The sequence below is a fragment of the Sphingopyxis granuli genome, from assembly GCF_001559015.1.
GTDB classification, from domain to species: Bacteria; Pseudomonadota; Alphaproteobacteria; order Sphingomonadales; family Sphingomonadaceae; genus Sphingopyxis; species Sphingopyxis granuli.
Genome location: NZ_CP012199.1, coordinates 535,841 through 550,784, shown reverse-complemented (window position 1 = coordinate 550,784; position 14,944 = coordinate 535,841). Strand labels below are relative to the sequence as shown.

Sequence of the window (14,944 nt, the reverse complement as noted above, 5' to 3'; positions counted from 1 at the left end):
CCTTCTCCTCGTGTTCAATGCGCCCGGCTGCCGCCAAGGTTCTTTGCGATGAATTTCCTCAGCTTCGCACCATAGGGCGGGCGAAAGCCGGCGATGCGGGCGACATCGAAGCGCGACTGGCGGAAAATGCCTCGCGCATTGCTGAACTCGCGAAAGCCCTCGATGCCATGATAGACGCCGAAGCCGGATTCCCCGATGCCGCCGAAGGGCAAGTCTTCGACAGTCACATGGAAGACGACATCATTGAGCGTGACGCCGCCGGAGACGGTCCGCGACAGCACTTCCCGTTCTTCAGTCTTGTCGCGACCGAAGAAATACAGGCCGAGCGGGCGCGGTCGCGCGTTGACGAACGCGATCGCTTCGTCAAGCGAGCCATAGGACAGGATCGGAAGAATCGGCCCGAAAATCTCGTCCTTCATGACCGCGGCGTCGAGCGGGCAATCTTGAAGGATCGTGAAAGGCAGCCGCCCGTCGTTTGCGCGCGCACCGATCTCGGTCACGCGCGCGCCGTGCGCCCGGGCCTCCTCGACATAGCGCGAAAGCCGCTCGCGGTTGCGGTCGCCGAGCACGGAGGCATATTCCGGGTTGGCGGTCAGATTGGGATAGATGGCTTCCGCCGCCGCAGCGATCCCCTTGGCTACCGCGGCCTCTTCGCTGGCGGGCACCAGCATATAGTCCGGTGCGAGACAGATCTGGCCGGCGTTCAGAAGTTTGCCGGTGACGATTCGATCGCACATCAGCGCCGTGTCGGCGTTCGAGCCGACAATGACCGGCGACTTGCCTCCCAGTTCGAGCGTGAGAGGCACCAGATTATCCGCCGCCGCGCGCATGACATGGCGCCCCACGGCCGTCGACCCGGTGAAGATCATGTGGTCGAACGGCAGGGCGGAGAAGGCGGCCGCCACGTCCGCGCCGCCCGTTACCACCGCGATTTCGTCCTGATCGAAGGCCGACGAAATGGCATCCGACAATACGCTCGATGTCGCCGGGCTATGCTCGGACGGCTTGATCATCGCACGATTGCCAGCGGCAAGGACTCCGGCGAGCGGGCCGAAGGTCAGATAGAGCGGGAAGTTCCAGGGCGACAATATGCCGACAACCCCCTTGGGCTGATATTCAATCCAGGCAGAGGCGCCGAACAGGCGGAGCGCCATGTCCACAGGCCGCCGTTCGGGCCGCATCCAGCGATCGACATGCTTGAGCGTATGCCGCAAGGTCTGGAGCGACGCGACAATGTCGTAGAGCTGGGACTGCTCGCGCGCGCGGACACCGAAATCCTCAGCCAGCGCGTGGCAGAACCGGGACTCATGACTCGACAGAGCCTCAATGGCGCGCCGCAGGCGGTCCTTGCGCAGCGCAGCCGATACGGGCGATGGATCGCGCGATTGCGCGCGCTGGCTTTCAAGGATCGCGCCCGGATCGTCGGTCATGATTGAAGTACCTCTCCTGTTGTCGCGAGCAGCCGTTGCGCGGCTACAAGATGCGGACGGTCCAGCATCCGGCCGCCAAGTCCCACGACGCCGCTTCCAGGCGACGCGGCGAAGGCCGCGACGACTGCCCTGGCGTCCTCGATCTCCGTCTCGCTCGGCGCGAAGACCTCGTTGATGACGGAAACCTGATCGGGATGGATCGCAATCTTGCCCGCAAAGCCGGCGTGCCGTGCAGCAAGACCGGCTGCCCGCAATCCTTCGCCGTCACGAAAATCGGCATGAAGCGTATCGATCGCAGGCACGTCGCACGCCGCCGCGGCCAGAAGGGCAAGCGCGCGCGCCAGGCGAAAGCTGTCGTCCCATTCGCCGGACGGACGCTTGTTCCCGCGGGCGCCAAGCACTGTCGCCAGATCCTCGCCGCCCCAGGTCAAGGCATGAAGCCGCCCGATCGGCGCGGTGAGTTCCGGCAATCTGAGCACCGCCGCAGCCGTCTCGGTAACGACGGGGAGAATGCCGATGGCACCGGGAGCGATGCCCTTCGCGCTCTCCGCCATATCCAGGTAATGCCCGCAACGATCGATGTCGTGACGGCCGCAAGCCTTGGGGAGAACGATGCCGGCGACGGCCGCGTGAGTCGCCGCGAGTAGGTCTTCGAGTACATGGGGGCTGTCGAGCGGATTGATCCGCACATAGAGCTTGGGCACAGTGCTGCCATCGAGATCGGCGAGTTGGCCGGCGAGCAGCTTCCGGGCCTCCGCCTTGCGGTCGGGCGCCACGGAATCCTCCAGATCGAGGATCAAGGCGTCGGCTTCCGATTGCAGCCCTCGGGCGATCTTCCGCTCATTGTCCGCGGGGACAAAGAGGAAGGAGCGCAGCATCATACCGATCGCCGCAGCATCAGTGCGGCGCGCAGGCATCGGGCGACAAGTTGGTCCTTCTGGTTGAAGGCCTGATGCTCGAAGGTGACGATGCCGGCATCATCCCGCGATTTGCTGATGCGGGCCTCCTTGACCGTGGTTCGAGCCTTTATGGTGTCGCCCACGAATACGGGAGCCGGAAAGCCGACATCTGTCATGCCGAGATTGGCGATGGTCGTGCCCAGCGTGGTGTCGCCAACCGAAAGACCGATCATAAGGCCAAGGGTGAAGATGCTGTTGACGAGCGGCTGCCCAAATTCCGTCCGCGCGCAATAGTCCGCGTCGAGATGGATCTGCGCGGGATTCATCGTCATCGTCGTGAACAGGACGTTGTCCGTTTCAGTAACGGTGCGCCTGGTTGCATGATCCAGGATCAGGCCCGGCGCCAATTCCTCGAAATATAATCCGGCCATGTCGATTCTTGATGTCCTTGTTGGTTCAGCCTTGAAAAACCGGCTGCTTACGGGTTGCGATGGCGTCGATCGCGCAGGGCACCTGATCGCCCGATGCAAGGGCGACAATTTCGGTGGCTTCGCGATCGAGATGGTCTGCCAGTCCCGATGTCCTGGCCGCCTCGGTGAGGCGCTTGATGGCCGCATAGGCCGCTGTCGGCCCCGAAGCCAATTGATCGGCGAAGGCCACCGCTTTGCCCTGAAGGTCCGCTTCGGGCACGACCTCATCCACGACTCCGATGCTTCGCGCCTCTTGCGCCGACAGGAAACGTGAACTGATCAGAAGCGCCGTCGCGCGCCTGGCCCCCAACGCGCGGGTCAGGAAGTAGCTGACGCCCGCGTCGGCGCTCAGGCCCAGGCGGGAATAGCCGGTCGAAAACCGAGCCGTGTCGGCGCACAGAATGAAATCGGCCGAAAGCGCGAGTCCGAAGCCGCCGCCAATCGCATTGCCCTGGACGGCGGAAACAATGGGCAGGGGCAGTTCGCACAACTTGAGCTGGGCTTCATGGAAGCGGGCGGCCATATCGCGCAGGACATCCGCCACGCCATTTCCTGAAGCGGCGAGATGACGAACATCACCGCCAAGACTGAAATTCGCGCCGCGCGCGTCAATCAGGATCGCGCGGCCCGGATCGGCGCAGGCGGCCTCAATCGCTTTTGCGAGATCGGCAATGAACTCAGGGTCGACGGCGTTTCCTGCTTCCGGGCGGTTGAGGGTCAACCGCCCTACCGCGCCTTCACGCGCATATTCGACAAGGGCCATAGGACGCTATCCTCTCATTGCCGAGCTTGTGATGTGCATTGACCCAAGCTCGCCCAAACCCTATCTTCCCTAAATAGTGTCGTCAATGCACAGTTTTAAGAATGACGGGAGAGCGCCGTGGCAGGGATCATCCTCCATCAACTGGAAATTTCACCGTTTTGCGACAAGGTGCGGCGTGTTCTCACCTATAAAGGCCTCGACTATGCGGTGCATAATGTGCCCATGGCGGACCTCGGCAAACTCAAGCGGCTGTCGCCGGTCGGAAAGGTTCCGATCCTTGAACTGGATGGGCGCGTCCTGCACGATTCGAGCGACATCTGCCGCGCGCTCGACCTCCACGCCCCCCAGCCCGCCCTTTTTCCGCAGGAGCCGAAGGCCCGCGCGCTGGTCGACCTGCTGGAAGACTGGGCAGACGAGAGCCTCTATTTCTTCGAGATGACGATGCGGTTCACCTGGCCTTATGACCGCGAACGCTGGGTGAGCGAAATCCTCAAATATGACAATGCGTTGATGCGGCGCATCGCCCGGCCGCTGGTTCCCTATCTCACGCGAAAGCAAGGAACCGGACAGGGCCTCGCGCGCCGGAGCGAAGCCGACATTCTGGAAGAACTGAAACGCCACGCGCGGGCGCTTGGCGCCCTGCTGGATGGTCGGGACTTCCTCGTTGGCGAGAGCCTCACGCTGGCGGACATTGCGGTGGTGTCCCAACTGGAATGTGTCGCCGGTTCCGGGCGCGGCCTGGACGTGCTGCGCAGCGAGCCTGCCATATTGCCGTGGATGGAGCGCGTAGAGGCCCTGACGGGAGGCCCCGCCATCCGGTGAGACAGCGCATCGCAAGCGCCATTTTGTTCATTCAATAAACACTTGCCAAAATGCAGTGTTTGGCTAGATAGAACCCCAAGTGCTGATCGGGAACATGCCGTGATCGAGGCCGAACCGCTTACATTTCCGCCCGGAAACAGGTTGGATTTCAAGCGATCGAGTCCCTGCCCTGGTGCGACCGATCGGCGCGTAGCCAGTCGCAAGATCGCCCATTTTCGCGATCTCTGCAGATGCGAAGGAGAGGCCCATGGGCAAGCATAGTATCGAAATCACACCGGCCGAACGTGACGATCTCGTGGCGCGTGCGCGCAAGCTCGCCGAGAGCTTTTCGGCGGTAGGCGCCAAGGCCGACGAAGAAAACCAACTGCCGCTCGAACTCGTCCCCCTCTACAAGGAAAGCGGTCTCGCGAAGCTCATCGTTCCCAAGAAATATGGTGGCTTCGGCGCCGACCTGTGGACCGTGGCGCTGGTCGAGAAGGAACTGGCTTCCTGGGGCGATCCGGCGATCACCCTGTCCTTCAACATGCACCATGTGATGGTGGGCATCTTTCGCGATCTCTTGCAGGAGGAAGCGCGAACCAGGCTGTTCAGGCAGGTGGTCGAGGACAATGCCCTGATCTCCGGTCCGTTCAGCGAGGAACGCGCCGGCTTTTCCACCATCGCGGATACGGTTGCCGTCCCCGACGGCAATGGTGGATGGCATGTTTCGGGCAAGAAGAACTGGGCAACCTTCATCGAGGGGGCGGACATCGTCACCTTCAACGCCACCATTACCGACGCCGATGGAAAGGTTCCGGAGGACTATGAAGAGCACAAGGCACGCGAGTCGGTCTTCATTGTTCCGGTGAACACGCCGGGGATCAGCATCCAGCGTACCTGGGATACGTTCAGCATGCGGGCTTCGGGCACGCAGACCTGCGTGTTCGACAAGGTGCCGGTGCCCGCCGACGGTTATGGCGGCCCGTTCCGCACCGGCCTGATCGGCGAAATGGAATGGGTAAGCTTCCCGTTCGCCGGCGTCTATCTGGGCGTTGCGGACCGGGCCTTGCGCCTGGTTCGGGATTCGCTCGCGAAGAAGTCGCTCGGCCATACCGTGTCGGGCGCGAACGTGATGGTCCGGGACGTGGGGCATATCCAGCACCAGCTCGGCCAGGCGATCGTGGAACTGGAACTGGCTGAACGCGCAGTGCGCGGAACCGCCGACCTTCTGGCGGCAGGCGAAGATGCGAACTGGAGCGCGGCTGAGCGCCCTGCACGGATTTCGATCGCGAAGATCGCCGCGACCGAGGCCGCCGTGCGGGTTTCCGATATCGCCATGCGCCTGACCGGCGGCGGAGCGATCCGGCGCGGTGGACCGCTGGAGCGCGCGTTCCGCGACGCGCGCGCCGGCATCTACCACCCACTTTCCGGAGATGCCGTTTACGAATTGCTTGGGAAATCGCAACTCGGCGTACTTGGCTAAGGTCGCTGTCCGGCACCGGCACGTAAGCGCCGGTGCCGGCCCCTGGGCTCGCCCTCTTCCCGGCGAAGGTAATTATTTCATGACTGCTGCATCGCCCTTCATTCTCGGCATAGGCGGAACGGTCTCTCCTGGGGGATCAACCGAGCAGGCCCTTGCCATGGCTCTCGCAACGGCCGAACAACTGGGTGCGCGGACGCTGTTGTTCGGCGGCGCGGACCTGGGCCGACTACCACACTACCTCAGCCCTCGCGCCATGGATGTTCCGGAGGCGAGAACGCTGGTTGACGCGGTGCGGCGCGCCGACGGCGTGATCATCGCCAGTCCGGGATATCACGGGTCGATTTCCGGCCTGGTCAAGAACGCGATCGATTATGTCGAAGAAACCGCGAAAGATCCCCGTGCCTATCTGGACGGTGTTCCGGTCGGTTTGATCGCTACCGCCTATGGCTGGCAGGCAACAGGGTCTACCCTCGCTGCGCTTCGCTCGATCACCCACGCCCTGCGGGGATGGCCGACGCCGCTTGGCGCGGCTGTCAACAGTTCCGGAGGCCTGTTCAGGGATGGCAGATGCACGGACGCGGCCGTTTGCGATCAACTCGCTTTGGTCGGGCGCCAAGTATATGATTTCGCGCGGCTCCGCACGGCTAGCGGCGGCGGGGAACCCGCACCATAGCCTGATTGTAGCACATTTATCGGCTGGTCGGAGAGGCGCTTTGAGAGATTTGCTCTTTCATGGAGACGCCCCCAAATCGCACGCATACGCCACATCAGATCGCACAATAATACACTTTCGTCATTGTCCTTTGATTGTAATGTTTTCAAGCGCCACTGAATATTCTATGAAGGGCGCAGGCAGATATCGAGGACGTAGATGACGGCGCAAACGGCCACCCGGCAGAAGAGGAAGGATGATGCGGTAGCCGAGCCGGCATATGGCCCGCCGCTCCCGTTGGTCGGCGAGTTGCTGAACTTCTTCTATCCGATCCACTATCGGATCGGCATGGACCTCGAAACGGTGATGTGTCAGGGGCGCATCTCTCGCAAGCAGGCGGCGATCCTGTGGCTCATTCATTCGCGCGCGGATGCAGCCGGTTGGGTGCGGCGCAAGGATATCGAAACTCGCCTCGCCACTTGGTTCGAGATGAGCAATTCAAACGTATCGAAGCTGTTGCGCGAATTGTCCAAGCCGCCCCTCTCTCTCGTTTCGCAAATCGAGAATCCTGATTCGGGGCGTGAGAAAGTCGTCAGACTGACAAAGGCCGGCGAGAAGTTCGTCGACGGAATGGTCAAGGCGTCGGTCGACTATCTGGCGGGCCAGTTATCGCATCTAACCACGGATGAATTGCGCTGGGGCGTCGATTTCTTTGCCTTATCGTTCCGCAATTCAGCCCGTGAAGCGCGCCTCAACGGCGCAATCCCGCACCTTGCGCCCCCGCCCGGTGAGATCGAAGGGGCCAACGAGCGGTCGCATCCGCCAACACGCTAAATTCAGCGTCATTCTCTTTTCATCGCGGCCTTCGCATGAGGGCCGCGTTTGCATGCCCATTTGCCGCAGTTCTGAATAGTGTCGTAATAGAATACTTGCCATAATGCACATTCCTGCTAGGAGACGATTCACAGCCTGATCAATGGCGGAAGAGGATGCATGCGGCATGGCGGAAAGCGATCAATCCGAGGCGTGGACATATCGGCTCAATACCGAGCGTCAGGAGATTCTCGACCAGGCCGACCGTTACGCGCGCGCCGAACTCTATCCGCTTGCCGAGCGGATGGATGGCGAGGAATGGTGGCCGGTCGATATTATGAGGCGGCTTGGCCATGCCGGCTATCTCGGCATTACGACTCCGGCGCAGTTCGGCGGGCTTGAGTCGGACATTTTCACCGCTGGACTTGTCGCGCAAGCCTTCGCACGATGGAACCATGCCCTCGCGCTCAGCTGGGTCGTTCACGAAAATCTTTGCCTCAACAACATCTATGCCAATGCTGACGACGAGCAGCGTACGCGCTTCCTGCCAAGGCTGTGCTCGGGCGAATGGACCGGTGCGCTTGGGCTGACGGAACCCGGTGCCGGTTCGGACGCGCTCGGTTCGATGCGCGCCACCGCGCGCCGGGATGGCGACGACTATGTGCTCAACGGCACCAAGATCTTCATCACCAACGGCCCGGTCGCTGACGTGGTGCTGGTCTATGCCAAGACCGATCCGGCGGCGGGAGCCAAGGGAATCTCGGCCTTCGTCGTCGAAACGGATCGGCCGGGTTTCCATGTTGCCCAGAAGCTCGAGAAAATGGGCTGGCGTGGCAGCCAGACCGGTGAGCTGGTATTCGACGAATGCCGCGTACCGGCCGCCAATCTGCTGCGAGAGGAGAATAGCGGCGTCCGGGTCGTCATGAGCGGCCTCGATCTCGAACGCGCGATGATCTCGCCCCTGTGCCTGGGCATTTGCGAACGGGCGCTCGAATTGTCGGTCGATTATGCCAAGACCCGCGTACAGTTCGGCAAGGCCATTGGCGAGTTTCAGATGGTGCAGTCGCGCCTCGCCGATATGTATGTCGCCGTCCAGACGCTGCGCGGCTTCTGCTATCAGGTTCTCTCGCGCTGCTCCGAACTGGGGCATGGCGAGGGCGGACGCGGCGAGATTCACGCCCTGACGGCCGCCTCGGTCCTCTACGCCGCCAACACCATGAACCAGGTGCTGGACAATGCGGTCCAAGTGCATGGCGGCACCGGCTATATCTGGGAGTCGGAGATCAACCGGCTCTTCCGCGCCACCAAGCTCATGGAGATCGGCGCGGGAACCACAGAGGTCCGCAAGCTCATCATCGCCGGCGAACTGCTCAAATGAGCGCGCGTACTGTCGATGATCTTCGGCTGGACGATGCTCCGCTGGCGCTTGCGTCCGGCCTGCTCGACGGGCGCACGGCCATCGTGTCGGGCGGGGGCAGCGGGATCGGCAAAGCGGCGGCATGGGTGCTGGCGCGTCTCGGTGCAAGGGTTGCGATTTGCGGGCGCAACCCCGAACGGCTCGAAGCGGTGCAATCCGCCTTCGACGCGCGTGGTTGGCCCATCCTCGCCCACCCCTGCGATATTCGCGACGAGGCCGGGATAGAACGGCTGCTGGACGCCGTAGCGGCGCGTTTCGGCTTGCCGGATATCCTCATCAACAATGCCGGCGGCCAGTTCGCGCAAGGCGCGTCGCAGATCGCGCCCAAGGGCTGGCGGGCCGTCATAGAAACCAATCTGACGGGGTGCTGGCTGATGATGCAGGCCGTGGCCCGGCGATGGATCGACGGAGGCAGGGGCGGTGTCATCGTCAATGTCACGGCCGCCAACGGCCGCGGCATGCCGGGCATCGCGCACAGCGCCGCCGCGCGCGCCGGCGTCGAGAATGTGACCCGCACCGCCGCGGTCGAATGGGCGCCCCATGGCATCCGCATCAACTGCCTCGCGCCCGGTCTTGTCGATAGCGGCGGCCTCTCTGTCTATCCGGAAGCCGCACGCGCCGCCTTCGCCCGCGCCAATCCCCAGCGCGCGACCGGCGATCCCTGGGACATCGCCCAGATCATCGCGTTTCTCGCCAGCGACACCACGCGATTCCTCACCGGCACGACCATCACGGCCGATGGCGGCGGCGCCCTGTGGGGCGACCTCTGGACGATCGAGCGTCCGGTCTATTTCTCCGACTCCTTTCAGAAAGCAGAAATCCATGTCGCTTGACCCGCAATGTCTCTCGGGCCGCAATGCCATCGTCGTCGGGGCGTCGAGCGGTATCAACCTGGGCGTCGCCCATCGGCTGGGTTCGTTGGGCGCGCGCCTGGCGATCGTCAGCCGCTCCGAGGATCGCATCGCCGCAGCGGCCGACACGCTGCGCGCCGATGGCGTGGACGTCACGCATCATGCCGGTGATGTCCGCGAGCCTGCCGCCCTGCAGGCGATCATGGAAGAGGTGGCGAATGCCAAGGGGCCGATCGATATCGTTCTCTCGGGCGCGGCGGGCAACTTCTTCGTGCCGGCGGCCAAGATGTCGCCCAACGCTTTCAAGACGATCGTCGACATCGACCTGATCGGCACATTCAACGTGCTTTCGGCCGCCTATCCGCATCTCAGGCGTCCCGGCGCCGTCCTCGTTAACATCACGGCGCCCCAGGCCCAGCGCGCCATGCCCATGCAGGCCCATGCCTGCGCGGCCAAGGCGGGCATCGACATGCTGACCCGTTGCCTGGCGCTCGAATGGGGCGCGGAAGGGATCAGGGTCAACGCTGTCTCCCCCGGCCCGATCGCGGACACCGAGGGGCTGGCGCGGCTCGCGACCGATGCGGACCTCGCCGAACGCATTCGCGGCGCGCTCGCGCTCCCCCGGTTCGGCCAACGTATCGACATCGGCAATGCGGTGGCCTGGCTGTGCAGCGAGGCGGCCAGCTTCGTGACCGGAACCACCATCGACTGTGACGGCGGCATGCGCCTCGGCAACCTCTACGCGCCTGAATGAAGCGCGCAAACCATCAAGGAGCAAACCCATGGATATCGGCAACAAGGTAGCGATCGTCACCGGCGGCGGCTCGGGCCTCGGCGAAGCGACGGCGATCAGGCTTGCGGAGGGCGGCGCCAGGGTCGCGGTCGTGGATCTCAACGCCGATGCGGCGAACGCGGTCGCGGAGAAGATCGGCGGCAAGGCGTTCGCCATCGACATTGCGGATGCACAGGCAGGCGAGAAGGCGGTCGCGCAGATCGTTGCCGAACTCGGCACGCCGCGTATCCTCGTCAACTGCGCGGGCGTCGGCACGCCGATGAAGATTCTTGGCAAGGACGGTCCGCTGGCGCTTTCGGCCTTCGAGAAGGTCGTACGCATCAACCTGATCGGCACCTTCAACATGCTGCGCCTCGTCGCCGACGCGATCGCGCGTGATCAGGAGCCGGGTGACGGCAAGCAGACCCAGGGCGTCATCATCAACACCGCCTCGGTCGCCGCCTTCGATGGACAGATCGGCCAGCCCGCTTATTCTTCCTCCAAGGCCGGTGTCGTCGGCCTGGCGCTTCCCGCCGCGCGCGAACTTGCGCGTTACGGCATCCGGGTGCTGACCATCGCGCCGGGCATTTTCCTGACGCCGATGCTCAAGATCCTGCCCGATGAGGCGCTGGAATCGCTCGGCCGCTCGGTTCCCTTCCCGCCGCGCCTCGGCGAGCCGGAGGAGTTCGCCAAGCTCGCGCTCCACATGATCGACAATGACATGCTGAACGGCGAGGTCGTCCGTATCGACGGATCGATCCGCATGGCCGCGAAGTAAGTTCCATGTCCAAGGTCATCATCAGTTGCGCGATCACGGGGTCGATCCACACACCTTCGATGTCGCCCCATCTGCCGGTGACGGCCGCCGAGATCGCGCAAAGCGCGCTGGAGGCGGCCGAAGCGGGTGCCGCGATCGTCCATCTGCACGCCCGCGATCCCGAAACCGGCAAACCCGTTCACACGCCGGAGGATTTCGAGCCGTTCCTCAAGGTCATCAAGCAGGGCAGCGATGTCGTGGTGAATATCACCACGGGAGCCTCGCCCTATATGCCGGTGGACTATCGGGTGAAGCCGGCGGAAGTGTGGAAGCCCGAAGTCGCCAGCCTCAACATGGGGTCGATGAACTTCGGTCTGTTCCCGATGCTCAAGAAGGATCGGACATGGAAGCACGCCTGGGAGCCGGAAATGCTCGAGGCCAGCCATGACCTCGTCTTCCGCAACAGCTTCCAGGACATTCGCTACGCGCTCGACACGCTGAACGCCACTGGCACGCGCTACGAATTCGAGTGCTACGACACCAGCCATCTGCATAATCTCCACTATTTCTGGACCGAGGGGCTGGTTCAGGCGCCTCTGTTCATCCAGACCTGCTTCGGCCTCCTGGGCGGCATCGGCGCGCACCCGGAAGAAGTGCTGCACATGAAGCGCACCGCCGACCGCCTGTTCGGCGACAACTACCGCTGGTCGGTGCTGGGCGCCGGGCGCAGCCAGATGCAGGTCGCGGCGCAGGCCGCCGCCATGGGCGGTCATGTCCGCGTCGGGCTGGAGGATAATCTCTGGCTCGACAGGGGCGTCCTCGCGCCCTCCAACGCCGCGCAGGTCATCCGCGTCCGACAGATCCTCGAAGGGCTTGGCCTCGAAATCGCCACCCCCGACGAAGCGCGCGACATCCTCAAACTCAAGGGCGGCGACAAGGTCGGGTTCTGACCCCGGCGCCGCTTCGACTTTCGGAGACACAAGATGAGCCAGTTTCAGACGATCATCGTGGAGCAGCACGGAGCGGTCACTCTCATCCGCCTCAACCGTCCCGATGCCCTCAATGCCCTCAACAGCCAGGTGCTGGCCGACCTGATCGAAGCCTTCGCGGCCTATGAGGCGGACGCCAGCCAGGGCTGCGCGGTGCTCACGGGTAGTGAGAAAGCCTTCGCCGCCGGTGCCGACATCAAGGAAATGTCCAACCGCGGCTTTTCCGAGATGTTCGGCGAAAATTATTTCGGCGGCTTCGACCGGGTCGTGGCGACGCGCAAGCCCTGGATCGCGGCGGTCGCGGGCTTCGCGCTGGGCGGGGGCTGCGAGCTTGCCATGATGGCCGATTTCATCATCGCCGCCGACACGGCGAAATTCGGCCAGCCCGAAGTCAAGCTGGGCGTTGCGCCCGGCATGGGCGGATCGCAGCGCCTGACCCGCGCGGTCGGCAAGGCGAAGGCGATGGACATGTGCATTTCCGGCCGGATGATGGACGTGCATGAAGCCGAACGCGCCGGTCTTGTGTCTCGCATCGTGCCCGCTGCGACCCTTGTGGAGGACGCCATCAAGGCCGCGGCGGAGATCGCCGCCTACCCTCCGCTCGCCACCATCGCCAACAAGGAAATGGTCAACGCCGCTTTCGAGACGGGTCTTTCGGCGGGCCTCCTGTTCGAGCGCCGCCTGTTCAATGGCCTGTGCGCGACCGCCGACAAGCGCGAGGGCATGGTCGCCTTCGTCGAAAAGCGCAAAGGCGCGTGGAGCGGAAAATGACCACGCTTTGCTCCCCCTTCAGCATCACCGGAGATTTCAGCCATGAGTGAAGCCTATATCGTATCGGCGGCGCGCACCGCCGGAGGACGCAGGAAGGGCGCGCTGGCCGGTTGGCATCCCGTCGAGCTGGCCGCCGAAGTTCTCAACGCCACCCTCGACCGCACCGGCATCGATCCCGCCGCGATCGACGATGTCATCATGGGCTGCGTCAGCCAGGTGGGCGAACAGAGCTTCCATGTCGGTCGCCATGCCGTGCTGGCGTCCCGCCTGCCGGAGACCGTGCCGGCCGTCACCATCGACCGCCAGTGCGGCTCGTCGCAGCAGGCGATCCATTTCGCGGCGCAGGCGGTCATGTCGGGCACGCAGGATGTGGTCCTTGCCGCCGGCGTCGAAAGCATGACCCGCGTACCTATGTTCACCGCGACGAAGCTCCCCGCCGAGGCGGGCCTGGGCACGCCGTTCGCGGACCGTATCCGCGAGCGGTTCGGGGTCGCCGAGTTCAGCCAGTTCACCGGCGCGCAGATGATGGCCGACAAATATGGGTTCGACCGGGATGCGCTCGACCGCTTCGCGCTGGAAAGCCATCGGCGGGCGGTCGCCGCGATCGATGCCGGCGCGTTCGACGATGAAATCGTCCCCGTCGCAATCACTGATGCACAGGGCAATTCGCAGTTACATGTCCACGATGAGGGCGTTCGCCGTGACGCTTCCCTGGAAGGGATCGGCTCGGTGAAGACGCTGCAGGAGGGCGGTGTCGTCACCGCCGCCAACTCCAGCCAGATTTGCGACGGGTCCGCCGCCGTTCTGGTGGTGAGCGAGGCGGCGCTTAAAGTCCATGGACTGACGCCGCTCGCCCGCATCGTCAATCTGACCGTGACCGCCGGCGATCCGATCATCATGCTCGACGAGCCAATCCGTGCAACACGGCGCGCGCTCGATCGCGCGGGCCTCACCATCGACGATATCGACCTTTATGAAGTCAATGAGGCGTTCGCGTCGGTCAATCTCGCCTGGCTGAAGGAAACCGGGGCCGATCCAGCCCGTCTCAACGTCAACGGCGGCGCGATCGCGCTGGGGCATCCGCTCGGCGCATCCGGCGCCAAGCTGATGGCGACCCTGGTTCACGGCTTGCGCAAGCGCGGCAAGCGTTATGGCCTCCAGACGATGTGCGAAGGCGGCGGCATCGCCAATGTGACGATCATCGAAGCTCTCTGACAGCGAGGCTCTTCATGCGTTGGCAGCACATATATTTCGGCATCACGGACGGCGTCGCGAGAGTGACGCTGGCCCGGCCGGAAAAGCGCAATGTGCTGAGTCGTGCCCTGCTCGCGGAGATCGGCGAGGCGCTGGGTGAGGTAGAGCGGACCAGCGCGCATCTTCTCATCCTCGATGCGGAGGGAAAAGCCTTTTCTAGCGGCGGCGACCTTGCCGATCCCATGACGCATGCGGGCGAACTGGGAACCCTGCTGGACGACCACTATCACCCATTGCTCAGACGCCTTGCCGGCCTTCCCTGCCCCACGGTCTGCATGGTCGACGGCCTGGTCGTCGGCGGCGCCTGCGGGCTGGTGCTCGCCTTCGACATGGTGGTGGCCACCGAGAAGGCGCGCTTTGCCTTCCCCTTCACCCGGATCGGCCTCATCCCCGATTGCGGGTTGAATTGGCTGCTTTCCCGAACTGTCGGCCCGATTCAGGCAAGGCGCCTGCTTCTCTTCGGCGAGACGATCGACGGCGAAGAGGCTGTCCGCATCGGCATGGTTTCCCGCCTTGTCGAGTCCGGCGCCGTAGCTTCCCTTCTGTCGTCGCTCATCGAGAATGCAACGACGCTCGATCCCCTGGCCGTCGCCGGGACCAAGCGCGCCGCCGCTCTCGCCGAAACCCAGACTTTTGAGCAATCGCTCGCGACCGAACGGGAACTTCAGCACCAGGCGGGACGGTCGGCGCGCTTTGCAGCGACCCTCGCCAGTCTATCGAACCGCTAGGATCGGAGAGGCACCAGCGATGGCCAGGATCATCCATGCGACAACATTGCATAAATTGAACATTTCATCTAATGCACAGTCAAAGAATCGGAGA

The 14,944-nt window shown here is 63.7% G+C and carries 16 protein-coding genes; 12 read left to right on the top strand and 4 right to left on the bottom strand.

Annotated features, from left to right (window positions below):
- Positions 1 to 14: 14 nt before the first annotated feature.
- Genes SGRAN_RS02590 through SGRAN_RS02575 form a run of 4 tightly spaced genes read right to left on the bottom strand, consistent with a single transcriptional unit; the run spans position 15 to position 3,562 of the window.
- Complete coding sequence (locus tag SGRAN_RS02590; RefSeq protein WP_021244058.1) at positions 15 to 1,430, bottom strand: coniferyl aldehyde dehydrogenase; 1,416 nt, start codon at positions 1,428 to 1,430, stop codon at positions 15 to 17.
- Entirely contained in the window at positions 1,427 to 2,311 is an 885-nt protein-coding gene (locus SGRAN_RS02585) for an HpcH/HpaI aldolase/citrate lyase family protein (protein ID WP_021244057.1), read from the bottom strand. Before SGRAN_RS02585 ends, SGRAN_RS02590 begins: the two co-directional genes overlap by 4 nt.
- Positions 2,308 to 2,760 carry a MaoC family dehydratase gene (locus tag SGRAN_RS02580; protein ID WP_021244056.1) on the bottom strand — a complete coding sequence of 151 codons (453 nt, stop codon included), beginning with the start codon at positions 2,758 to 2,760 and terminating at the stop codon, positions 2,308 to 2,310. Before SGRAN_RS02580 ends, SGRAN_RS02585 begins: the two co-directional genes overlap by 4 nt.
- Before the next feature lie 25 nt (positions 2,761 to 2,785).
- A complete protein-coding gene (locus SGRAN_RS02575; protein ID WP_021244055.1) occupies positions 2,786 to 3,562 on the bottom strand; it encodes an enoyl-CoA hydratase/isomerase family protein in 777 nt (258 codons plus the stop codon).
- Positions 3,563 to 3,679: 117 nt separating this feature from the next.
- On the opposite strand from SGRAN_RS02575, the gene SGRAN_RS02570 reads away from it, so the two are divergent.
- The 12 genes from SGRAN_RS02570 (at position 3,680) to SGRAN_RS02515 (ending at position 14,850) form a co-directional block, all read left to right on the top strand.
- Positions 3,680 to 4,384 carry a glutathione S-transferase family protein gene (locus tag SGRAN_RS02570; protein WP_021244054.1) on the top strand — a complete coding sequence of 235 codons (705 nt, stop codon included), beginning with the start codon at positions 3,680 to 3,682 and terminating at the stop codon, positions 4,382 to 4,384.
- 247 nt (positions 4,385 to 4,631) lie between these two features.
- A complete protein-coding gene (locus SGRAN_RS02565; protein WP_021244053.1) occupies positions 4,632 to 5,846 on the top strand; it encodes an acyl-CoA dehydrogenase family protein in 1,215 nt (404 codons plus the stop codon).
- Positions 5,847 to 5,925: 79 nt separating this feature from the next.
- On the top strand, positions 5,926 to 6,519 hold the full coding sequence (locus tag SGRAN_RS02560) for an NADPH-dependent FMN reductase (RefSeq protein ID WP_031290697.1): 594 nt from the start codon (positions 5,926 to 5,928) through the stop codon (positions 6,517 to 6,519).
- Positions 6,520 to 6,717: 198 nt separating this feature from the next.
- Positions 6,718 to 7,332, top strand: a complete 615-nt coding sequence (locus SGRAN_RS02555) for a winged helix DNA-binding protein (RefSeq protein WP_021244051.1) — start codon at positions 6,718 to 6,720, stop codon at positions 7,330 to 7,332.
- A gap of 166 nt (positions 7,333 to 7,498) precedes the next feature.
- Entirely contained in the window at positions 7,499 to 8,689 is a 1,191-nt protein-coding gene (locus SGRAN_RS02550; protein ID WP_021244050.1) for an acyl-CoA dehydrogenase family protein, read from the top strand.
- Positions 8,686 to 9,561, top strand: coding sequence for an SDR family oxidoreductase (locus SGRAN_RS02545; protein WP_021244049.1), 876 nt, complete (start codon positions 8,686 to 8,688; stop codon positions 9,559 to 9,561). Before SGRAN_RS02550 ends, SGRAN_RS02545 begins: the two co-directional genes overlap by 4 nt.
- Positions 9,551 to 10,333 (top strand): SDR family oxidoreductase, encoded by a 783-nt coding sequence (locus SGRAN_RS02540; protein ID WP_021244048.1) that lies wholly within the window; start codon positions 9,551 to 9,553, stop codon positions 10,331 to 10,333. The genes SGRAN_RS02545 and SGRAN_RS02540 overlap by 11 nt, the downstream gene beginning before the upstream one ends.
- A 28-nt stretch (positions 10,334 to 10,361) precedes the next feature.
- Complete coding sequence (locus SGRAN_RS02535) at positions 10,362 to 11,129, top strand: SDR family NAD(P)-dependent oxidoreductase (RefSeq protein ID WP_062066107.1); 768 nt, start codon at positions 10,362 to 10,364, stop codon at positions 11,127 to 11,129.
- A 5-nt stretch (positions 11,130 to 11,134) separates the two neighbouring features.
- Complete coding sequence (locus SGRAN_RS02530; protein ID WP_021244046.1) at positions 11,135 to 12,058, top strand: BKACE family enzyme; 924 nt, start codon at positions 11,135 to 11,137, stop codon at positions 12,056 to 12,058.
- A 33-nt stretch (positions 12,059 to 12,091) separates the two neighbouring features.
- Positions 12,092 to 12,868 (top strand): enoyl-CoA hydratase-related protein, encoded by a 777-nt coding sequence (locus SGRAN_RS02525; RefSeq protein ID WP_021244045.1) that lies wholly within the window; start codon positions 12,092 to 12,094, stop codon positions 12,866 to 12,868.
- Positions 12,869 to 12,910: 42 nt separating this feature from the next.
- Positions 12,911 to 14,083: an acetyl-CoA C-acetyltransferase gene (locus SGRAN_RS02520; RefSeq protein ID WP_021244044.1), complete on the top strand. Its 1,173-nt coding sequence runs from the start codon at positions 12,911 to 12,913 to the stop codon at positions 14,081 to 14,083.
- 14 nt (positions 14,084 to 14,097) lie between these two features.
- The gene (locus SGRAN_RS02515) at positions 14,098 to 14,850 is read left to right on the top strand and encodes an enoyl-CoA hydratase/isomerase family protein (protein WP_021244043.1); all 753 of its coding nucleotides are present in this window, start codon (positions 14,098 to 14,100) and stop codon (positions 14,848 to 14,850) included.
- The last annotated feature ends 94 nt before the right edge of the window (positions 14,851 to 14,944 follow it).